The organism is Janthinobacterium sp. NKUCC06_STL (genome assembly GCF_019345455.1).
GTDB classification, from domain to species: Bacteria; Pseudomonadota; Gammaproteobacteria; order Burkholderiales; family Burkholderiaceae_D; genus Janthinobacterium; species Janthinobacterium rivuli.
In genome coordinates this window covers 502,768-522,578 of record NZ_JAHKQY010000003.1, presented here as the reverse complement: position 1 = coordinate 522,578, position 19,811 = coordinate 502,768, and the positions used below count along the sequence as shown (strand labels likewise).

34 protein-coding genes are annotated in these 19,811 nt (G+C 56.9%); 1 reads left to right on the top strand and 33 read right to left on the bottom strand.

Annotation, left to right across the window (positions count from 1 at the left end; translation table 11 throughout):
- Positions 1-41: 41 nt before the first annotated feature.
- From rpsK to creB, 30 genes are all read right to left on the bottom strand, one after another.
- A complete protein-coding gene (rpsK, locus tag KO539_RS14955) occupies positions 42-446 on the bottom strand; it encodes a 30S ribosomal protein S11 (protein WP_010394475.1) in 405 nt (134 codons plus the stop codon).
- A 17-nt stretch (positions 447-463) separates the two neighbouring features.
- The gene (rpsM, locus tag KO539_RS14950; RefSeq protein WP_046681666.1) at positions 464-829 is read right to left on the bottom strand and encodes a 30S ribosomal protein S13; all 366 of its coding nucleotides are present in this window, start codon (positions 827-829) and stop codon (positions 464-466) included.
- A 14-nt stretch (positions 830-843) separates the two neighbouring features.
- Positions 844-957, bottom strand: a complete 114-nt coding sequence (gene rpmJ, locus KO539_RS14945; protein ID WP_010394471.1) for a 50S ribosomal protein L36 — start codon at positions 955-957, stop codon at positions 844-846.
- Positions 958-999: 42 nt separating this feature from the next.
- Complete coding sequence (infA, locus tag KO539_RS14940) at positions 1,000-1,218, bottom strand: translation initiation factor IF-1 (RefSeq protein WP_005663428.1); 219 nt, start codon at positions 1,216-1,218, stop codon at positions 1,000-1,002.
- An 18-nt stretch (positions 1,219-1,236) separates the two neighbouring features.
- On the bottom strand, positions 1,237-2,571 hold the full coding sequence (gene secY, locus KO539_RS14935) for a preprotein translocase subunit SecY (protein WP_010394438.1): 1,335 nt from the start codon (positions 2,569-2,571) through the stop codon (positions 1,237-1,239).
- Between the two features lie 32 nt (positions 2,572-2,603).
- Positions 2,604-3,035, bottom strand: coding sequence for a 50S ribosomal protein L15 (gene rplO / locus KO539_RS14930; protein WP_034753211.1), 432 nt, complete (start codon positions 3,033-3,035; stop codon positions 2,604-2,606).
- A 30-nt stretch (positions 3,036-3,065) separates the two neighbouring features.
- A complete protein-coding gene (gene rpmD / locus KO539_RS14925) occupies positions 3,066-3,245 on the bottom strand; it encodes a 50S ribosomal protein L30 (protein WP_010394435.1) in 180 nt (59 codons plus the stop codon).
- Positions 3,246-3,255: 10 nt separating this feature from the next.
- A complete protein-coding gene (rpsE, locus tag KO539_RS14920) occupies positions 3,256-3,774 on the bottom strand; it encodes a 30S ribosomal protein S5 (protein ID WP_010394433.1) in 519 nt (172 codons plus the stop codon).
- A 9-nt stretch (positions 3,775-3,783) separates the two neighbouring features.
- On the bottom strand, positions 3,784-4,146 hold the full coding sequence (gene rplR, locus KO539_RS14915; protein WP_071079767.1) for a 50S ribosomal protein L18: 363 nt from the start codon (positions 4,144-4,146) through the stop codon (positions 3,784-3,786).
- A 13-nt stretch (positions 4,147-4,159) separates the two neighbouring features.
- Positions 4,160-4,693: a 50S ribosomal protein L6 gene (rplF, locus tag KO539_RS14910; RefSeq protein WP_034778281.1), complete on the bottom strand. Its 534-nt coding sequence runs from the start codon at positions 4,691-4,693 to the stop codon at positions 4,160-4,162.
- Between the two features lie 10 nt (positions 4,694-4,703).
- A complete protein-coding gene (gene rpsH, locus KO539_RS14905) occupies positions 4,704-5,099 on the bottom strand; it encodes a 30S ribosomal protein S8 (RefSeq protein WP_034753208.1) in 396 nt (131 codons plus the stop codon).
- Between the two features lie 14 nt (positions 5,100-5,113).
- Positions 5,114-5,419, bottom strand: a complete 306-nt coding sequence (rpsN, locus tag KO539_RS14900) for a 30S ribosomal protein S14 (RefSeq protein WP_010394423.1) — start codon at positions 5,417-5,419, stop codon at positions 5,114-5,116.
- 2 nt (positions 5,420-5,421) lie between these two features.
- Positions 5,422-5,961 carry a 50S ribosomal protein L5 gene (gene rplE, locus KO539_RS14895; RefSeq protein ID WP_010394421.1) on the bottom strand — a complete coding sequence of 180 codons (540 nt, stop codon included), beginning with the start codon at positions 5,959-5,961 and terminating at the stop codon, positions 5,422-5,424.
- Between the two features lie 6 nt (positions 5,962-5,967).
- A complete protein-coding gene (rplX, locus tag KO539_RS14890) occupies positions 5,968-6,282 on the bottom strand; it encodes a 50S ribosomal protein L24 (protein WP_034753204.1) in 315 nt (104 codons plus the stop codon).
- Between the two features lie 9 nt (positions 6,283-6,291).
- Positions 6,292-6,660 carry a 50S ribosomal protein L14 gene (rplN, locus tag KO539_RS14885; RefSeq protein ID WP_008444317.1) on the bottom strand — a complete coding sequence of 123 codons (369 nt, stop codon included), beginning with the start codon at positions 6,658-6,660 and terminating at the stop codon, positions 6,292-6,294.
- Positions 6,661-6,913: 253 nt separating this feature from the next.
- Positions 6,914-7,186, bottom strand: a complete 273-nt coding sequence (gene rpsQ, locus KO539_RS14880) for a 30S ribosomal protein S17 (protein ID WP_010394415.1) — start codon at positions 7,184-7,186, stop codon at positions 6,914-6,916.
- Positions 7,183-7,374 carry a 50S ribosomal protein L29 gene (gene rpmC / locus KO539_RS14875; RefSeq protein ID WP_010394412.1) on the bottom strand — a complete coding sequence of 64 codons (192 nt, stop codon included), beginning with the start codon at positions 7,372-7,374 and terminating at the stop codon, positions 7,183-7,185. Before rpmC ends, rpsQ begins: the two co-directional genes overlap by 4 nt.
- A gap of 12 nt (positions 7,375-7,386) precedes the next feature.
- Positions 7,387-7,806 (bottom strand): 50S ribosomal protein L16, encoded by a 420-nt coding sequence (gene rplP, locus KO539_RS14870; RefSeq protein ID WP_034753201.1) that lies wholly within the window; start codon positions 7,804-7,806, stop codon positions 7,387-7,389.
- Between the two features lie 2 nt (positions 7,807-7,808).
- Positions 7,809-8,633, bottom strand: a complete 825-nt coding sequence (gene rpsC, locus KO539_RS14865) for a 30S ribosomal protein S3 (protein WP_034753199.1) — start codon at positions 8,631-8,633, stop codon at positions 7,809-7,811.
- Positions 8,634-8,642: 9 nt separating this feature from the next.
- Positions 8,643-8,975 carry a 50S ribosomal protein L22 gene (gene rplV, locus KO539_RS14860; protein WP_170840583.1) on the bottom strand — a complete coding sequence of 111 codons (333 nt, stop codon included), beginning with the start codon at positions 8,973-8,975 and terminating at the stop codon, positions 8,643-8,645.
- Entirely contained in the window at positions 8,972-9,247 is a 276-nt protein-coding gene (rpsS, locus tag KO539_RS14855; protein WP_008444295.1) for a 30S ribosomal protein S19, read from the bottom strand. Before rpsS ends, rplV begins: the two co-directional genes overlap by 4 nt.
- A 10-nt stretch (positions 9,248-9,257) precedes the next feature.
- Positions 9,258-10,085, bottom strand: coding sequence for a 50S ribosomal protein L2 (gene rplB / locus KO539_RS14850; RefSeq protein ID WP_034753198.1), 828 nt, complete (start codon positions 10,083-10,085; stop codon positions 9,258-9,260).
- Positions 10,085-10,402, bottom strand: coding sequence for a 50S ribosomal protein L23 (gene rplW / locus KO539_RS14845; protein ID WP_010394398.1), 318 nt, complete (start codon positions 10,400-10,402; stop codon positions 10,085-10,087). The genes rplB and rplW overlap by 1 nt, the downstream gene beginning before the upstream one ends.
- Positions 10,399-11,019, bottom strand: a complete 621-nt coding sequence (gene rplD / locus KO539_RS14840; RefSeq protein ID WP_034753197.1) for a 50S ribosomal protein L4 — start codon at positions 11,017-11,019, stop codon at positions 10,399-10,401. The genes rplW and rplD overlap by 4 nt, the downstream gene beginning before the upstream one ends.
- A gap of 3 nt (positions 11,020-11,022) precedes the next feature.
- Positions 11,023-11,679, bottom strand: coding sequence for a 50S ribosomal protein L3 (gene rplC, locus KO539_RS14835; protein ID WP_010394393.1), 657 nt, complete (start codon positions 11,677-11,679; stop codon positions 11,023-11,025).
- A 379-nt stretch (positions 11,680-12,058) separates the two neighbouring features.
- Positions 12,059-12,247: a hypothetical protein gene (locus tag KO539_RS14830; protein ID WP_035824017.1), complete on the bottom strand. Its 189-nt coding sequence runs from the start codon at positions 12,245-12,247 to the stop codon at positions 12,059-12,061.
- Between the two features lie 66 nt (positions 12,248-12,313).
- Complete coding sequence (locus KO539_RS14825) at positions 12,314-12,502, bottom strand: hypothetical protein (protein ID WP_176387683.1); 189 nt, start codon at positions 12,500-12,502, stop codon at positions 12,314-12,316.
- A gap of 243 nt (positions 12,503-12,745) precedes the next feature.
- The gene (gene creD / locus KO539_RS14820; protein ID WP_176387682.1) at positions 12,746-14,137 is read right to left on the bottom strand and encodes a cell envelope integrity protein CreD; all 1,392 of its coding nucleotides are present in this window, start codon (positions 14,135-14,137) and stop codon (positions 12,746-12,748) included.
- A gap of 86 nt (positions 14,138-14,223) precedes the next feature.
- Positions 14,224-15,645: a two-component system sensor histidine kinase CreC gene (gene creC / locus KO539_RS14815; RefSeq protein WP_219310375.1), complete on the bottom strand. Its 1,422-nt coding sequence runs from the start codon at positions 15,643-15,645 to the stop codon at positions 14,224-14,226.
- Complete coding sequence (gene creB, locus KO539_RS14810; protein WP_219310374.1) at positions 15,642-16,373, bottom strand: two-component system response regulator CreB; 732 nt, start codon at positions 16,371-16,373, stop codon at positions 15,642-15,644. The genes creC and creB overlap by 4 nt, the downstream gene beginning before the upstream one ends.
- Positions 16,374-16,538: 165 nt before the next feature.
- On the opposite strand from creB, the gene KO539_RS14805 reads away from it, so the two are divergent.
- Entirely contained in the window at positions 16,539-17,087 is a 549-nt protein-coding gene (locus KO539_RS14805; RefSeq protein ID WP_051959312.1) for a tetratricopeptide repeat protein, read from the top strand.
- 19 nt (positions 17,088-17,106) lie between these two features.
- Here KO539_RS14805 and KO539_RS14800 read toward each other — a convergent pair whose 3' ends face one another.
- The 3 genes from KO539_RS14800 to tuf form a co-directional block, all read right to left on the bottom strand.
- The gene (locus KO539_RS14800; protein ID WP_176387679.1) at positions 17,107-17,952 is read right to left on the bottom strand and encodes a DUF817 domain-containing protein; all 846 of its coding nucleotides are present in this window, start codon (positions 17,950-17,952) and stop codon (positions 17,107-17,109) included.
- 154 nt (positions 17,953-18,106) lie between these two features.
- Positions 18,107-18,424, bottom strand: a complete 318-nt coding sequence (gene rpsJ / locus KO539_RS14795; RefSeq protein ID WP_010394389.1) for a 30S ribosomal protein S10 — start codon at positions 18,422-18,424, stop codon at positions 18,107-18,109.
- A gap of 179 nt (positions 18,425-18,603) precedes the next feature.
- Positions 18,604-19,794 carry an elongation factor Tu gene (tuf, locus tag KO539_RS14790; RefSeq protein WP_100875273.1) on the bottom strand — a complete coding sequence of 397 codons (1,191 nt, stop codon included), beginning with the start codon at positions 19,792-19,794 and terminating at the stop codon, positions 18,604-18,606.
- Positions 19,795-19,811: the final 17 nt, after the last annotated feature.

The window sequence follows — 19,811 nt, the reverse complement described above, 5'->3', positions numbered from 1 at the left end:
AGCAAAGCAGCTGGCGCCGAAGCGCCCTCTGCAACACTATCTTAGATACGACGACGTTTCGGTGGACGGCAACCGTTGTGCGGTACCGGCGTCACGTCCTGGATCTCGGTGATCTTGATGCCCAGGTTGTTCAGCGCGCGAACGGCGGATTCACGACCAGGACCTGGGCCCTTGATACGTACTTCCAGGTTCTTGACGCCACACTCAACAGCCACTTTACCAGCGGCTTCCGCGGCGACCTGCGCTGCGAACGGGGTCGATTTACGCGAACCCTTGAAGCCTGCACCGCCGGAGGTAGCCCACGACAAGGCATTGCCTTGACGATCGGTGATGGTAATGATGGTGTTATTGAACGAAGCGTGGACATGTGCGATGCCTTCAGCGACGTTCTTTTTAACTTTTTTACGCACGCGTGCTGATGCGGCGTTATTTTGCGACTTAGCCATAATTATTCCCTAGCGGATTATTTTTTCAGCGATTGAGCGGCTTTACGCGGTCCCTTGCGGGTACGTGCGTTCGTACGCGTACGCTGGCCACGGCAAGGCAGACCCTTACGATGACGCATGCCGCGGTAGCAACCCAGATCCATCAAACGCTTGATGTTCATGGACAGTTCACGACGCAGATCGCCTTCGACGATGAATTTACCTACTTCATCGCGCAGCTTTTCCAGTTCGCTGTCATCCAGATCTTTGATCTTTTTGTTGGTTGCTACACCGGTCGATGCACAGATTTTCTCTGCGCGTGGACGGCCCACACCGTAGATGGCCGTCAGGCCGATAACGGTATGCTGATGATTTGGGATATTAACCCCTGCAATACGTGCCATTTGTTATTCCTCGATTAACCTTGACGCTGCTTGTGACGTGGTTCCACGCAGATAACGCGGACTACGCCTTTGCGCTTGATGATCTTGCAGTTGCGGCAGATCCGCTTGACTGATGCGAGAACTTTCATTTTTGGGCTCTTTCTTTCGCTTCTTTGGTTTGATTCAGTGTGTTACTTGGTACGGAACACAATGCGGGCTCGGCTCAGGTCGTACGGCGTTAACTCCACCGTCACCTTGTCTCCAGGGAGAATGCGAATATAGTTCATCCGCATTTTACCTGAAATATGCCCGAGCACCACGTGTCCGTTCTCCAGCTTCACTCGAAATGTTGCATTTGGGAGATTCTCAAGAATCTCGCCCTGCATCTGTATGACGTCGTCTTTTGCCATTCGGTATGTTTACCGCGCTTAACGCGTCGGAATTCCGCCCTTGAAATTTGCTTTGCGCAGCAGCGAATCATATTGCTGCGACATCACGTAGTTCTGTACTTGCGCCATGAAATCCATGGTGACAACTACAATAATCAATAAAGAAGTACCGCCGAAATAGAATGGTACTTTCCACTGGGCTTGCATAAATTCCGGCAATAAACACACCAGGGTGATGTAGACTGCGCCGGCAAGTGTCAAGCGTGTCAGGATCTTGTCGATGTAACGGGCTGTCTGCTCGCCTGGACGGATCCCGGGAATGAACGCACCGCTTTTCTTCAAGTTATCCGCTGTTTCCTTGCTGTTAAACACCAGCGCTGTATAGAAGAAACAGAAAAACACGATCGCCACTGCGTACAACAGCGCATGGATAGGCTCACCAGGCCCCATCGATGCTGCCAAATCTTTCAAGAACCGCACCGCAGGGTTAGCGTTGTCGGCGCCCTTTGAAAACCAGTCCACGATAGTGGCCGGGAACAAGATGATCGAAGAAGCAAAGATCGGCGGGATCACGCCGGCCATGTTCAGCTTCAACGGCAAATGGCTGGTTTGACCGCCATAAATCTTGTTGCCTACCTGGCGCTTCGCGTAGTTGACCAATATTTTGCGCTGACCACGTTCGACGAATACGACGAAGTACGTTACCAGTGCTACCAGGATCACGATGAAAATCGCGCTGAAGCTGCCGATCGAACCATTCGACACTTGAGTGAACAAGCCACCCAACGCCGACGGCAGACCTGCTGCAATCCCGGCAAAAATGATGATCGAGATGCCATTCCCCAAGCCACGCTCGGTAATTTGCTCACCCAACCACATCAAAAACATTGTTCCGGTCAACAAAGTGACGACCGTCACGAAGCGGAATGCAAGACCAGGTTCCAACACCAGACCAGCTTGCGACTCCAGTGCGACTGCAATGCCTAACGCTTGGAACAGTGCCAGGGCAACCGTGAAATACCGGGTGTACTGGGTGATCTTGCGACGACCTGCTTCGCCTTCTTTTTTCAACGCTTCCATCTGCGGTGACACGATCGACAGCAATTGCATGATGATCGAGGCCGAGATATAAGGCATGATACCCAGCGCAAACACTGTAAAACGAGACAAGGCACCGCCCGAGAACATGTTGAACATGCCCAGGACGCCGCCTTCGTGCTCCTTGAACAGCGAGGCTAATTGTGTCGGGTCAATCCCGGGAACCGGGACGTGAGCACCGATACGATAAACCACCAATGCGCCAAGCAAAAACCAGAGCCGTCCCCAAGGGAAACCGGCCGCTGCACTTTTAGCAAGTTGTGGATTAGTCGCCAATTTTCGCTCCGATCAAGCTGTTAGCGGTCAACTCAGGCTACCGAGCCGCCGGCTGCTTCGATGGCTGCTTTCGCGCCAGCGGACACTTTCAAGCCCTTCAAATTCACCGCTTTGGTGATTTCGCCGGACAAGATCACGCGCACGTCACGGGCCAACACGCCCAGAACGCCAGCTTGCTTCAAGACCAGAATGTCGACATCGCCAACAGCCAGGTTGTTCAGATCGGACAGGCGCACTTCAGCTTTGAAGGTTGCGTGCATCGATTTGAAACCGCGCTTAGGCAGACGGCGTTGCAGAGGCATCTGACCGCCTTCGAAACCGACTTTATGAAAGCCGCCCGAACGCGATTTCTGACCTTTGTGACCACGACCCGAGGTTTTACCCAGGCCGGAGCCGATACCGCGACCGACGCGACGCTTGTAGTGCTTAGCGCCTTCGGCTGGTGCAATAGTATTCAATTCCATGATTTGCTCCGTTCGTGTAAGCCCGAAGGCTTACCCGACAACTTTAACGAGATACGATACTTTATTGATCATGCCGCGTACGGATGGGGTGTCTTGCAATTCGGAAACCGAATTTACACGACGCAGACCCAGACCGCGCACGGTAGCGCGATGCGATTCGCGCGTACCGATCAAGCCCTTGACCAATTGCACTTTGACTGTGTTTGTCATTTTGTCCACCTTAAGCCAGAATGTCTTCGACCGACTTGCCGCGCTTGGCAGCGATATCGGAAGCAGTGCTCATTTTCGACAGGCCGTCCAGCGTAGCGCGTACCAGGTTGTATGGGTTGTTCGAACCGGTGGATTTCGCCACCACGTCCGTCACGCCCATCACTTCGAAGATAGCGCGCATTGCGCCACCAGCGATAACGCCAGTACCAGGCTTAGCTGGGTTCATCAGGACCTTGGAGGCGCCGTGACGACCAACAACCGTGTGATGCAAGGTGCCGTTTTTGAGCGGTACTTTGATCAGGTTGCGACGGGCTTCTTCCATTGCCTTCTGCACGCCAACTGGCACTTCTTTCGATTTGCCCTTGCCCATGCCGACGCGGCCATCGCCATCACCAACTACGGTCAGCGCGGCGAAACCCATGATACGACCACCCTTGACCACTTTGGTCACGCGGTTGATCGCGATCATTTTTTCGCGCATGCCATCATCCGGCTTGTCGCTTTGCATTTTTGCTTGCATTTTTGCCATGATTGATCCTTAGAACTTCAGACCGGCTTCGCGTGCGGCTTCTGCCAACGCTTTCACACGGCCGTGGTAACGGAAACCGGAGCGGTCAAACGCAACTTCGGTAATCCCTGCTTTCAACGCTTTTTCAGCGACGCGCTTGCCGATCAAGGCTGCAGCAGCGGCATTGCCGCCTTTGCCGGATTGGCCTGCCAGTTCAGCGCGAACTTCCGCTTCAGCCGTCGAGGCCGAAACCAGGATTTTTGCATCCGGGCTGATCAGGTTGGCGTAAATGTGCAGGTTGGTGCGATGCACCGACAAGCGATTTACTTTCAATTCCGCAATCTTGATGCGGGTTTGGCGTCCGCGGCGAAGCCGTGATTCTTTCTTATCCATCGTCAGCCCCTAATTACTTCTTCTTGGTTTCTTTAAGCTTAACCACTTCGTCCGCATAGCGAACGCCCTTGCCTTTATAAGGCTCAGGAGCGCGGTAAGCACGAACTTCAGCGGCTACCTGGCCAACCTGTTGACGGTCGATACCTTTAATCAGGATCTCGGTCGGGGTTGGTGTTGCGCAGGTAACGCCAGCTGGCATGTCATGCACTACAGGGTGCGAGAAACCCAGGGACAGATTCAACTTGTCGCCTTGAGCTTGCGCCTTGTAACCCACGCCTACCAGGTTCAGCTTTTTCTCGAAACCCTTGGTGACGCCAACAACCATGTTGTTGACCAGTGCGCGCAGCGTGCCGGACATGGCATTGGCTTCGCGGCTGTCGTTCGCCACGTCGAAACTCAGGGTTCCTGCATTGTTTTCCACTTTGACCTGGCCGGTGAGGGCCTGGGAAAGTACGCCCAGCGGGCCTTTTACGGTGATCGCTTGTGCGGAGATGGCGACTTCGGCGCCAGCTGGCACTACGATAGGCATTTTAGCTACTCGAGACATGTGTAACTCCTTAAGCCACGTAGCAAATAACTTCGCCGCCGACACCGGTAGCGCGTGCTTTGCGGTCAGTCATGACGCCTTGCGGAGTCGACACGATCGCCACACCCAAGCCATTCATCACAACAGGGATCTCGTCTTTACCCTTGTAGACGCGCAGACCCGGACGGGACACGCGCTCCAAGCGCTCAATGACGGGACGGCCAACATAATACTTCAAACCGATTTTCAGTTCCGCTTTGCCACCAGCTTCGGCAACAGCGAAATCTTCAATGTAACCCTCGTCCTTCAGGACGCTGGCAATCGCAATTTTGACTTTCGACGATGGCATGGCCACGGTCGTCTTTTGCACGCCTTGTGCATTGCGAATGCGGGTCAGCATATCGGCGATAGGATCGCTCATACTCATTGCATATTCTCCTATTACCAGCTTGCTTTTGTCATACCCGGAATTTCACCACGCATGGCGAATTCACGGAGCTTGATACGACCCAGACCGAATTTACGGAATGTGCCGCGCGGACGACCAGTGATGGCGCAACGGTTACGTTGACGCGTCGGGTTCGAGTTACGTGGCAGCGCCTGCAGTTTCAGGCGAGCTTCGTAGCGCTCTTCTTCCGATTTCGATTGGTCATCGACGATGGCCTTGAGAGCTTCGCGCTTAGGGGCGAATTTCGCCACCAGGTCAGCACGCTTGATCTCACGATTAATCAGTGACAGTTTGGCCATGATCAGTTCCTGAAAGGGAATTTAAAGGCGGCGAGCAAAGCTTTGGCTTCGTCATCGGTCTTAGCGGTTGTCGTGATGCTGATATTCATACCGCGCAACGCGTCAATCTTGTCGTATTCGATTTCAGGGAAAATGATCTGTTCCTTGACACCGATGTTGTAGTTGCCACGACCATCAAATGCACGGCCGTTCACACCACGGAAATCGCGTACGCGCGGCAGAGCCACGGTAATGAAGCGATCCAGGAACTCGTACATGCGAGCGCCGCGCAGGGTGACCATCGTACCGATCGGGTAACCTTCACGGATTTTGAAGCCTGCGATCGCTTTGCGGGACTTGGTGGTCACTGGCTTCTGGCCGGCGATCTTGGTCAAGTCAGCAACTGCGTGCTCGAGAACTTTTTTATCCGCGATAGCCTCACCAACACCCATGTTCAGGGTGATCTTGGTCAGGCGTGGAACTTCCATTACCGACTTGTAACCAAACTTGCTGGTCAGGTCGGCAACGACTTTTTCTTTATAGAATTCTTGGAGACGTGCCATGATTTCTTAAGCCTTCACTACTTCGCCGGAGGATTTAAAGATGCGAACTTTCTTGCCGTCCACTTCTTTGAAACCCACGCGATCTGCCTTGCCAGTCGCTGCATTAAACAATGCAACGTTGGACACGTGAATTGGCATGGTCTTATCGACGATACCACCAGTTACGCCAGTCATCGGGTTTGGCTTAGTCGCTTTTTTAGCGATGTTAATGCCGTCAACCACGATATGTTCAGCATCGATACGCTGCTGTACCACACCACGTTTGCCCTTGTCTTTCCCGGTCAGAACGATGACTTCGTCGTTTTTACGAATCTTATCCATTACGACTCCTTACAGGACTTCCGGTGCCAGGGACACGATTTTCATGAACTTCTCAGTACGCAGTTCGCGTGTGACAGGTCCAAAAATACGGGTACCGATCGGTTCCAGCTTGGCGTTCAACAGAACGGCGGCATTGCCGTCGAACTTCACCAGGGAACCGTCTTGGCGGCGAACACCTTTAGCGGTGCGCACAACCACGGCGTTATAAATTTCACCTTTTTTGACACGGCCACGTGGCGCAGCAACCTTAACGGTTACCTTGATCACATCGCCAATGCCAGCATAACGGCGCTTGGAGCCGCCCAATACCTTGATGCACATTACTTCTTTGGCACCGGTATTGTCAGCCACTTCGAGCCGGCTTTCAGTTTGAATCATAGTATTCTCTTTCCCAACTTAAGCCGAAGAATCCACACAATGTAGACCCACGGTCAGTCTTGGTCCCGCCAGAGCCGCCCTGCTGGGCTTCACTGTTTGGGTGCATGACCTTCATACATCAACTGACCGCGAATGCTACTGTCTGTGGCCAGACACTTTGCGGCGTTACATGAACGAAGCCCGCAAGTATTACATACAATTTGCGGGCCTGCAAGTACTAATTAAAAGCCACCGCCGAAACGGTGGTTTTTATTTAAACGGTTGGTGCGGCTTGAACCACACGTGTCACCGTCCATGCCTTCGTTTTGGAGATCGGGCGACCTTCCTGGATCTCGACCGTGTCACCGGCCTTGACTTGGTTGGTCTCGTCATGCGCGTGATACTTGTTCGAGCGCATGATGATCTTGCCATACAAAGGATGTTTTACGTGGCGCTCGATCAGAACGGTAACGGTCTTGTCCATCTTGTCCGAAACCACTTTACCGATCAGCGTGCGCTTGAGCGACTGTTTCACTGGTTCGTTCATTTGGCTTCCTTCAGATTCATTACCGTCTTCACACGCGCGATATCGCGGCGTACCTTCTTGAGCTGCGAAGTGTTGCTCAGCTGCTGCGTAGCGATTTGCATGCGCAGGCCGAACTGTGCCTTCAACAGGTCATTCAGCTCTTTTTGCAGAGCTGGCTGGTCCTTGCCGCGGAGTTCAGATGCTTTCATATACAACTCCAATTATTGGCCGACTTGGCGGATGACAAACGTCGTCGCCAGTGGCAGTTTAGCGGCGGCAAGACGGAATGCTTCCCGTGCCAGCGCTTCATCAACGCCATCCATTTCGTACAGTACTTTGCCTGGCTGAATTTCAGCGACGTAGTACTCAGGATTACCTTTACCGTTACCCATACGGACTTCAGCCGGTTTGTTCGAAATCGGTTTGTCCGGGAAAATACGGATCCAGATACGGCCACCGCGCTTGATGTGACGCGTCATTGCACGACGCGCCGCTTCAATTTGACGCGCAGTGATACGACCGCGCGCAACTGCCTTCAGACCGAATTCGCCAAACGACACGGCGGTGCCGCGGCTGTGCGAAATACCGGTATTACGGCCTTTCTGCTCTTTACGATACTTTCTGCGTGCTGGTTGCAGCATGATTATTCTCCTGCTTTCTCAGCTGGTGCTGCTGCGGCGGCCGGTTTAGCGGCGGTACGCACACGTGCACCTGGTGCTGTGGATGGTTTCGCACCGGCACCGGCTGGACGTGGACGGCCAGCTGGCTTGCCATCGTCACGGCGTGGGCCGCGGCTTTTCTTCTCGTCAGCTGGGGTATCGATGACTGGTGCATCGCCGTTAGGCGCGCGGTCACCTTTGTATACCCACACCTTGACACCGATGATGCCGTAGGTGGTCGACGCTTCGCTGGTACCGTAGTCGATATCGGCGCGCAGGGTATGCAGAGGCACGCGGCCTTCGCGGTACCACTCTTTACGCGCGATTTCGATACCGTTCAGACGGCCGGACGACATGATCTTGATACCGAGAGCACCCAGGCGCATTGCATTTTGCATTGCACGCTTCATGGCGCGGCGGAACATGATCCGTTTTTCCAGCTGCTGAGCGATCGAATCGGCGATCAGTTGCGAGTCGATTTCTGGCTTGCGAATTTCTTCGATGTTCACGTGAACAGGTACGCCCATGATCTTGGTCAGCGCGGACTTCAGTACTTCGATGTCTTCGCCTTTTTTACCAATGACCACGCCTGGACGCGAGCTGTAGATCGTGAAGCGCGCGTTCTTGGCTGGGCGCTCGATAACGATGCGGCCAACGGAAGCGTTCTTCAGTTTCTTTTTCAGGTAAGCACGTGCTTTCAAGTCTTCGTTCAGCATGGCAGCGAAATTACCGTTGCCTGCATACCAGCGCGAAGCCCAGTTACGGGTGACCGCCAGACGGAAACCGGTTGGATGAATTTTCTGACCCATCGTGGCTCCTTAGTTACCGACAGTCACGTAAACGTGACAGGATTGTTTCGAAATACGGTCGCCACGGCCTTTTGCACGCGCGGTGAAGCGCTTCAGGACCGGGCCCTTTTCGACGTAGATCGTTTTCACGAACAATTCGTCGATGTCCGCGCCATCATTGTGTTCCGCATTGGCGATTGCCGATTCCAGAACACGCTTGATGATCGCAGCACCTTTTTTCGGGCTGAATTGCAAGATGTTGAGTGCAGCGTCAACTTTCTTGCCACGGATCAGGTCAGCAACCAGGCGGCCCTTTTGGTCCGACAGGCGCACACCTTTGAGGATAGCTTTAGTTTCCATTATTTCTTAGCCTTTTTGTCAGCTGCATGGCCCTTGAACGTACGGGTCAGTGCGAATTCGCCGAGCTTGTGACCAACCATGTTTTCGGAAACATAAACCGGCACGTGCAGCTTGCCGTTATGAACCGCGATCGTCAGGCCGATGAAGTCAGGCATGATTGTCGAACGACGCGACCAGGTTTTGATTGGCTTTTTGTCTTTGGCTGCTTGCGCGGCTTCAACTTTTTTCACCAGGTGGGCGTCACAGAACGGCCCTTTTTTCAATGAACGTGTCATGTGCTACCCCTTATTTCTTGCCGCGGCGCGAGACGATCATGGAAGTCGTACGCTTGTTGCTGCGTGTTTTCTTACCCTTGGTCTGTTGGCCCCATGGCGAAACTGGATGACGACCAGCTGCTGTTTTACCTTCACCACCACCGTGCGGGTGATCGACCGGGTTCATGACCACACCGCGAACGGTAGGACGAACACCGCGCCAGCGCATCGCACCAGCTTTACCGATTTTACGCAGACTGTGCTCGGCATTGCCGACTTCACCAACCGTTGCACGGCACTCGATGTGCACGCGACGTACTTCACCCGAGCGCAGACGCACTTGAGCGTAGGTACCTTCACGTGCCATCAGCACAACGCCAGCGCCGGCGGTACGTGCCATTTGGGCACCTTTACCTGGCAGCATTTCGACGCAATGCATCACGGTACCGACTGGGATGTTACGGATTGGCAAGCAGTTACCCGATTTGATCGGTGCTTCCGAACCGTTCATCACGCTGTCGCCAACGGCCATGCCTTTGGTTGCGATGATGTAGTGACGTTCGCCGTCGGCGTAGCACAACAGAGCGATATTCGCGGTGCGGTTTGGATCGTATTCGATACGTTCCACTTTCGCTGGAATACCATCTTTGGTGCGCTTGAAGTCGATCAAGCGGTAGTGTTGCTTATGACCACCACCGATATGACGGGTGGTGATGTGACCGTTGTTGTTACGACCAGCGGTCTTGGATTTCTTTTCAACCAGGGCAGCGAATGGACGACCTTTGTACAGGTCGGCATTCACCACCTTCACCATGCCGCGACGGCCTGGTGAGGTTGGTTTCATCTTAACGAGTGCCATTATGCAGCCTCCTCGGAGAAGTTGATTTCCTGGCCAGGCTTCAGGCACACGAAAGCACGCTTGGTATGGTTACGACGACCGTTGAACTTGCCGGTGCGCTTTTGCTTACCTTCGCGGTTTGCAGTTTGCACGGACAGAACTTCAACCTTGAACAGCAGTTCGACCGCTGCCTTGATTTCAGGCTTGGTTGCATCCGGCAGTACGCGGAATACAATTTGCTCGTTCTTTTCCGCGACCATGGTGGCCTTTTCGGAAATCACGGGCGCCAACAGCACCTTCATCAAGCGTTCTTCGCTATGTTTCAAAATCGCGCTCATGCCAGCATCTCCTCAATCTTGGCCAATGCAGCTTTGGTGACCAGGATCTTCTTGTAGAACACCAGGGACATCGGGTCTGCGTGACGTGGCTCAACGACGAGTACGTTAGGCAGGTTGCGCGATGCCAGTTCCAGGTTTTCGTTCAGAACGTCGGTGATGATCAGAACCGAATCAAAGCCCAGGCCGTTCAATTTTTGCGACAGCAGCTTGGTTTTTGGCGCGTCGATCGTCAGATCGTCGATGACGATCAGGCGCTCTTCGCGAGCCAGCTGCGACAGGATCGAGCAGATACCTGCGCGATACATCTTTTTGTTCACTTTGTGGGTGAAGTTTTCGTCAGGCGAGTTCGGGAAAATCCGACCACCGCCGCGCCACAGTGGCGACGACGACATACCAGCACGAGCGCGGCCGGTACCTTTTTGGCGCCATGGCTTTTTCGTCGTGTGGTGAACTTCTTCACGGTCTTTTTGCTTGCGGTTACCACTACGTGCATTCGCTTGATAAGCGATGACGACTTGGTGGATCAGCGCTTCATTGTAGTCACGGCCGAAAATCGTATCGGCTGCAGCAACGTTCGAGGCGGCTTGACCTTGCGCATTCAGAAGCTTGAGTTCCATCGTTTAAGCTCCCTTCTTGGCTTTGGTTTTGATGGCTGGCGAGACAACTACCTGGCCATTTTTCGCACCTGGAATCGCGCCTTTGACCAGCAACAGCTGACGGTCGGCATCGATACGGGCGATCACGAGGTTCTGGATCGTACGGTTAACGTCACCCAGATGACCGGTCATGCGCTTACCAGGGAAAACGCGACCTGGATCTTGTGCCATACCGATGGAACCTGGAACGTTGTGCGAACGCGAGTTACCGTGCGTTGCACGGCCAGAAGCGAAGTGGTAACGTTTGATAACGCCTGCATAGCCTTTACCGATGGTAACGCCTTGCACGTCGATCTTTTGACCGACTTCGAACAGGGAAGCAGCGACAACATCGCCAGCTTTCAGTTCAGCGGCTTTGGCAGCGTCGACACGGAACTCTTTCAACAGAGTACCGGCTTCAACACCAGCTTTAGCGTGATGACCAGCAACAGCTTTGGTCACGCGGGAAGCGCGACGTTGACCGAATGCGACCTGAACAGCGGAGTAACCATCTGTTTCAGGGGTTTTGATTTGCGCAACACGGTTGTTCGATACGTCCAACACGGTGACCGGGATCGAATCCCCTTCATCCGTGAAAATGCGCATCATACCAACCTTGCGACCGAGAAGGCCTAGGCTCATTTTTTCTCCATTCCCACCTGCGATTGGGCGGGGCTTGTTTAACTACAAAGTAACGTAGGACTCAAAAAAGACGAATCCATACCGAAGCCGGCTAGTATATAGCACAAAAACCCTTGACGCAACAAGTTAACACGAGGTATGTCAAAGTGTTGCAAGACGCCCCTGCGGGAGTTGTCGGCGCGCCTGAAAAACGCTGCCACAAGGCAATTTAACGGCCGCAAAGCACGGCGGCATGCGGCCTGCCGCACCGGGCGCCACCGGCGGCAAGTCAGTGGCAGCCGCAGAAACAACAAGGGCGCGTACACGGCGTACGCTCCCTTGCCCTCCTCCATCTTGCCCTCCTGCATCAGGCCTGGCGCCGGGCGGAGCGCGACTCAGCTCAGACCTTGCACTGCTCGATGCAATGCTGGTAGACCATCTCGCAAATCGGGCTCGAGGCCGAACCGGGCATGCCGCCCGAGCACGTATTGGCCCGGATGGCGCACTCCAGCGTGCAATCATTGCCAGCCATGGCATACGAGGCGCTGCAGCCGATGGCAAACAGGAATACCGCGATTTTCTTGTACATGCATGTCTCCAATTGTGTTTTTTCAGGAATCAAAGCGCACCCAGGCAAGCTGCCGGGAGCAGGTGCTTACTTCTGGCAATTGGCCAGACAATGCTCGTACAGATCCTCGCAGATGGGGCTGCCGCCGAGATGCGCGCGGCAATTGGCCACTTTCTGCCCGCACTCGCTATAGCACTGCGTGACATCGCCAGCGGCAACCGCATACGAGGCGCTCAGGCCCAGCGCAAACAGAAAAGCCATCGTCTTCTTGATCATATTTCGTCTCCGTTTATCAGATGGAAGAACAAGCAGGAAGACACGCCATCCTCGCACCGCCCCGGGCCGGCGCCACGGCGCCCGCCATTACCCAAAAAGCAATGCCAATAGAATACCGTAAACAATACCAACCAACTACCAATTATTGTGCCACCTTCGTTCCGGCCAAATAAAAAGCCAGCCAGGACACATCACCGTCACGGCTGGCTGCAAATGCGGAGGCGCATGGCGCCCGGATGGCCCCTATTCCTGCGGCGCTCCTTTGCCAATCTGATACCAGTCAACCTTGCGCGTCGCCACCATGATGGCGGCCAGGACGGCGAAAAGCAGGATGCTGCCCATTACCAGCGCATTGTTTTCCGAGTTCAGCAATCCGTACAGGGCGCCATAGAGCATTGTCAGCGCCACGCCGAAGCCGATGCCGCGCCAGGCGTTGTGCAATACATGCGCCAGGTAAAAACTGGTCAGCGCGATACAGGCGGCGCTGGCGATCAGGTAAGCGGCAAGGAAAGCGATATGCTCGGCCAGGCCCACCAGCAGCAGGAAGAAGATCACCAGCGACAGGCCCACCAGCAGATATTGCACGGGATGGATCGGCAGACTCTTCAGGATCTCGAAGATGAAGAAGGCGGCAAACGTCAGCGCCACAAACAGCAAGCCATACTTGGTGGCCCGGTCCGACTGCGAATACACATTGATCGGCTCGATGAAACCGACGCTGAAACGGTCCACCTGGCCCAGCGGTGCGCTGTCGGGCACCTTGAACTCGCCCTCGATCGTGCTCAGCTGCGTTTGCGCATTGCTGGCCAGCGACGAGATATTCCATTCGACCTGAAAGCCATCGGCATTGATCTGGCGGTGTTTCGGCGACGGCAGGAAGCGCCCGCCAAACTGCGGATGGGGCCAGTTCGACTTGATGCTGATCTGGCTGTTTTTCGCCACCGGCACGAAATGCTGGCGTTCGATGCCATCGAGGCCCAGGTCAAAGCTGAATTTCACCTGCTGCGCTTGCGCCAGCGGCATGGCGCCCAGGGGTGCATGCAGGCCGCTGCGGAAGGCAAACAGGTCGGTGCCCTGTTCGAATTCGATCTGGCGCCCGCCCCAGTCGATTTTCGGGATGTTGCGGATGCCGCGCACGTCCTCGATGGACAAGGCAACAAACGGCTCGCCCAGGGTCACGCGCGCGTCCGGCGTCTTGCGCGGCAACTGCTCAAGACTGGGCACCGTGAAGTCGCCCTTGAACGCATGCTGGCCGCTGTACACCAGCACCTGGTGGATGCCACGGTAGCGGCGGTCGGTCTCGATGGTGCCTTCCTGCAGCAAGAGGTTCGGGTACACCAGCAAGCGGCGCTGCATGACGCGGCGCTGCACCTGCGTCTGCGCCGGCACGCTGCCTTTCTGCTCCTTGTCGACGGCGATCTCGACCCGCTCGTCATATTGCTCCACATACGGGATCACGAGGATGGGACCGATGATGGTTTGTTCGCGCACCGAATCGGCGGCGATGCTGTTGACGGCTTCCTGGCGGAATTCCATCCGCTCCTTGATCGTTTCCTGAATCATCAGCAAAGGCAGGCCGATCAGCAGCATCAGGCCGAACACGATCAACGCTTTGACTAACAGAGTTTTTTGCATGGCGCATCCTTGAAGTAAGGCGGCCAGTGTAAAAAAGCTGTGTGCGCTGACGATGCAGTCCGTGTGAAGCGGGCAAATAAAGTGCGCTACACAAGCGGCAGGCACAGGCGCGCACAGGCGCCGCCCTCCGCATGATTAAGCACCTCGACCGTGCCGCCATGCAGCGAGGCCACCTCGCGCACGAAGGGCAGGCCCAGGCCCGTGCTCTTGCCGGCGCTCGGGCGCGGCAGGGAATAGAAACGCTCGAAGACGCGTTCCAGCGCATACGCGGGGATGCCTGCGCCGCGGTCGCGCACGGCAATTTCGACTTGGCTGCCCTGGCGCCGCGCCGTCAGGTCGATGCAGCTGCCCGGTGGCGCAAAGCCGGCCGCGTTGTCGAGCAAATTGCCCAGCGCCTGACGCAGCAGCAGGGCGTCGCCCGCCACGCTGGCTTCGTCGTGTTGCACCTGCAGGCGCACGCCGCGCGCCGCCAGGGTGGCGGCCGCGTCCTGCGCCACTTGCGCCAGCAGGGGCGCCAGCGCGATGCGCTCAGGGTGATCCAGCCGTTGCTGTTTTTCCACGCGCACGAGAGCCAGCAGCTTGTCGATCAGCTGCCGCTGGCGCGCATTCTGTTCCAGGATGCTGGCGAGAAACTGGCGGCGCTCGGCCGGCGGCATGTCTTCCTGCAGCAGCTCGGCCGAGGCCTGGATGGCGGCGATCGGGCTTTTCAATTCATGCGCCAGGGTGTGCATCAGCTGCTCCACGTATTCCTTGCCTTCCAGGCGCGTGCGCATCGCCTCGAGCGCCCGCCCCAGGGTGCCGATCTCATTCTGACCCAGCGCCGGCAGCGCCACCTTGCGCCCCGCTTCCACGTCGCCGATATAGTGCATCAGCTTGCCCAGCGCATGGTGCAGCCACCAGGCAAATGCCAGGCCGATCAGCAGCGACAGCAGCAACAGGATGGCGCCGCGCTGCAATATCTTGCGCTGGCTACGCTCGACAAACGCTTGCACGCTGGCGTTCGGCTTGGCCACCGTCAGCACGCCGATCACCTCATTGCCGTCGCGAATCGGTGCGGCCACGTGCATCACGGTCGACATCTCGTCGTCGGGCCGGCTGCGCGTGCTGCGCGCGCCATACTTGCCCTGCAAGGTCAGGTACACGTCATTCCAGCGCGAATAATCGCGCCCCACGTCGCGCCCGCTGGAATCGAACAGCACGATGCCGTGCCGGTCCGTAATAGTGATGCGGTAATCGAGGGTGCGCTTGCGCACGCCATTGATATTCACGTCCACGCCATGGCGCGCGTAACCCTGCATGCGCTCGGCCACGGGCGACTGCGCCAGCGTGCCCGCCTTCAGGTCGGGCGCCACCAGGCTGGCCAGCAGTTGCGAAGTGTCGACCAGGGTGTCTTCCAGGGTCGAGCGCACGCCGGGCTTGACCTGTTCCATGAAGACATTCAGCAGGAACCACGCGGCCAGCCCGACGATCAGGAAGTAGCCGAGCAGGATGCGCAGGCCGATCTTCATGCGCCGGCCAGGCTGTAGCCGAGGCCACGGTGGGTCTGGATGGAATCGACCTGCGCATCGACGGCGCGCAGCTTGGCACGCAGCGATTTGACGTGCGCGTCGACGGTGCGCTCAAGCGTATCGGGCGCCCCGCTCCACACGCGCTCCATCAGCTGCGCGCGCGACAGCACGTGGCCCGGATGCTCGAGCAGGGTTTTCAGCAACAGGTATTCATAGCGGGTCAGGTCCAGCGGCTGGCCGTGAAAGAGCACTTTCGCCTCCAGCGCGCGCAGCTCGAAGCGCGCCGGCGCGGCCGCGGCGGCAGGCGCGGCTATCGTCATGCCAGTCTCGCGGGGAGCTTGCGCAACACCGGCGCGGCGCAGGATGACGCGGATGCGCGCCACCAGTTCGCGCGGCGAAAACGGCTTCGTGACGTAATCGTCGGCGCCGATTTCCAGGCCGACGATGCGGTCGATCTCGTCGCTGCGGGCCGTCAGGAAGATCACCGGCACCTCGGAAAACTGGCGCAGCCGGCGGCACACTTCCAGCCCGCTCATGTCGGGCAAGCCCACGTCGAGCACCACGAGAACGGGCATCTGCGCGGCTTCGCCGGGCGTTGGGCGCAACGCGGCCAGGGCGTGCTCGCCCAGCATCACATGGCGCGGCATAAAGCCGTCCGTGCGCAAGGCATAGGCGATGCTGTCGGCAATCGCCTGTTCATCTTCCACGATCAGGACAGTCTTGGACATGGCGGCGGCACGCATTAATGGACAAGCCCGGAGTATCCCCGAAGCACGCGAGCGGCGTCAATCGCGTGCGCTGGCAAAAAGCCGCCCATCCCAAAAAACTTATAGTATATTTATTACGGCATGACTCCACCGATACACCGTGTTTGACACCCGTCCGAGGAGACTATGAAGACCCATACCATCAGCCTGCTATGCGCCGTCAGCCTGCTGGCCGCCTGCGCGGCGCCAGCGACGCTCACCACCTCCAATGAACAGCACGACGCCTGCAACGCGGCCGAACTCAAAGGCCAGTTTGGCGAAGCGGAACTGGCTTGCGTACAGGCGCTGCGCAGCGCCGAGCAAGCCGGGGCCAGCGCGGACGTCCTCTCGCAGCGCCAGTACAACCTGGGCCGCATCAAGCGTTTGCAGGGCAAGAATGCGGAAGCGGAGCAGTTGTACCGGCAAGCGCTGGCCACGGAAGAAGCGGCGCAGCCGCGCAGCGACGCGCGCGTCGGCCGCCGCATGGTGGAACTGGCGTCGGCCCTGGCAGCGCAAGGCAAATGGCAGGAAGGCACGGGCTATCTGGAACGTGTGCTGCCGCTGTTGCCGAAGCTGTCGCCCGCCTCGCGCACATATTCGGCGGAAGTGCTGCGCCAGTACGCGAAGCAGTTGCAAGGCGGTCCGCAAGCGGCACTGGGCGCGCGCTTTGAAGCCGTCGCGGCCAGCCTGCAATAAGCGACTCGCGGGGCCCGGCCTAGGGCTGGGCGACGTGGATGCTGGCCTTGATGTGCTTGAGGTGAGCCACGATGGTGAACGTCATCACCACCAGCAGCGACCAGGAGCTCCATTTGCTGACATGCACGACCGACCAGGCGCCAAGCTGGTTCGGATAGCGCCATACGCCCCAGAAGGTGCTGATGTTTTCAGCCAGCCAGATGAAGAAGCCGACCAGCACGAAACCGAGCAGCAAGGGCATGCTGCGGTCGCGGTCGAGCGGACGGAACACCACGCTGGTGCGCGCGTACAGGCCCAGCGCGCAGGCGGCCAGGTACCAGCGATAGTCGCCGATGTAGTGGTGAGTAAAGAAGTTGGCGTAAATCAGCAGCGCGATCAGCACCGCCATCCAGTATGGCGGATGGTGGCGGATCCGCATGTCGAGCAGGCGCCAGGTCTGGATGATGTAGCTGCCGACGGCCGCATACATGAAGCCGGAAAACAGGGGCACGCCGAACACCTTGGTGTAGGCGAAGTCGGGATAGCTCCACGACTGGATCGTCCCCGACACCTTGAACACCTCCAGCGCGAAGCCGACCGCATGAAACAGGCAGATGGCTTTCAATTCATCCCACGTTTCCAGCCCGCTCCAGAGCATCGCGCCCTGGATCGCCAGCGCCACCAGCAGCAGCACGTCATAGCGCGGCAGGCCGAACAGGCCAGCGCGCGGCACCAGGAACACGGCAGCGAAAAACAGCCCCACGAACAGGCACGACCTCGCCTCCTTGATGCCGAAATACAAAAATTCGGTCAAGAAACGCGGCCAGCCGCGCAGGCGCTCACGGGGAGCTGCATTTAACAGGTGGGTATCGAGGGCATTAAGCATGCGGCAACTTTATCGTCCAGCCGCGGCACTGTAAAGCGATTTTGCAGAGATGCGCTGGCACCAATAGCAATGGGGCCGGGCGCACTCACGATCGTGAGCAGGCCCGGCCCCATCATCAGGCAGCGGGACACCCCGCCGGCCTGTTTAAAAACGATTATTGCAGTTTGATTTCGACATCAACACCAGCTGGCAGGTCCAGCTTCATCAGCGCGTCAACGGTTTTGTCCGTTGGGTCAACGATGTCCATCAGGCGTTGGTGCGTACGGATCTCGAACTGATCGCGCGAAGTTTTGTTGACGTGCGGGGAACGCAGCACGTCGAAACGCTGAATACGGGTAGGCAGTGGTACTGGGCCTTTGACGACAGCGCCGGTGCGCTTCGCGGTTTCAACGATTTCCAGAGCGGACTGGTCGATCAGTTTGTAATCGAAAGCCTTCAGGCGGATACGGATTTTTTGGTTTGGTGCCGACATGATATTTCCTTAAAAGAACGAACCGCGCGGTCTGCACGGCAATGAGGTCATACGGGAATTTCTGACACAACAACCGTCAGGGTCGACATGATAGCACCAAAATGCTTGCCAACCCCGGCAGTTGAATAAAAAGAAGGGCGCCGGGCGACGACGCGTCTTCTTTTATGCAGGCTTAAGAATTAAGCCAGGATTTTTGCAACAACACCAGCGCCGACGGTACGGCCGCCTTCGCGGATAGCGAAGCGCAGACCTTCTTCCATCGCGATCGGGTTGATCAGCTTGACGGTGATCGACACGTTATCGCCTGGCATGACCATTTCTTTGTCTGCTGGCAACTCGATCGAACCGGTTACGTCCGTCGTGCGGAAGTAGAACTGTGGACGATAGTTGTTGAAGAATGGCGTATGACGGCCGCCTTCGTCTTTCGACAGAACATAGATCTCGCCGGTGAAGTGTGCATGCGGCTTGATCGAGCCTGGCTTGGCCAGAACTTGACCACGTTGCACGTCTTCACGCTTGGTGCCGCGCAGCAGCAGACCAACGTTGTCGCCTGCTTGACCTTGGTCCAGCAGTTTGCGGAACATTTCCACGCCGGTGCAAGTCGTTTTGACGGTATCGATAATACCAACGATTTCGATCTCTTCGCCGACTTTAACAATGCCGCGCTCGATACGACCGGTCACAACGGTACCGCGACCCGAGATCGAGAACACGTCTTCCACTGGCATCAGGAAAGCACCGTCAACAGCGCGCTCTGGCGTTGGGATGTACGAATCGAGGGCATCGGCCAGACGCAGAACCGCGTCAACGCCCATTTCGCCTTCTTTGCCTTCCAGCGCCATACGGGCCGAACCTTTGATGATAGGCACGTCGTCGCCAGGGAACTCATACTTCGACAACAGCTCGCGCACTTCCATTTCAACCAGTTCCAGCAGCTCTGCGTCGTCGACCAGGTCGCACTTGTTCAGGAACACGATGATGTATGGAACGCCAACTTGGCGGGCCAGCAGGATGTGTTCGCGGGTCTGTGGCATTGGGCCGTCAGCTGCGGAGCATACCAGGATCGCGCCGTCCATCTGGGCAGCACCGGTAATCATGTTTTTGATGTAATCGGCGTGGCCTGGGCAGTCAACGTGCGCGTAGTGACGCGATTCCGTTTCGTACTCGACGTGGGCGGTGTTAATCGTGATACCGCGCGCTTTTTCTTCTGGTGCTGCATCGATCTGGTCGTATGCTTTAGCTTCGCCGCCGAATTTCTTCGACAGAACCGTTGCGATTGCAGCGGTCAGCGTGGTTTTACCGTGGTCGACGTGGCCGATGGTGCCGACGTTGACGTGCGGCTTGGTCCGTTCGAATTTACCTTTTGCCATTTTATTCTTCCTTAGAA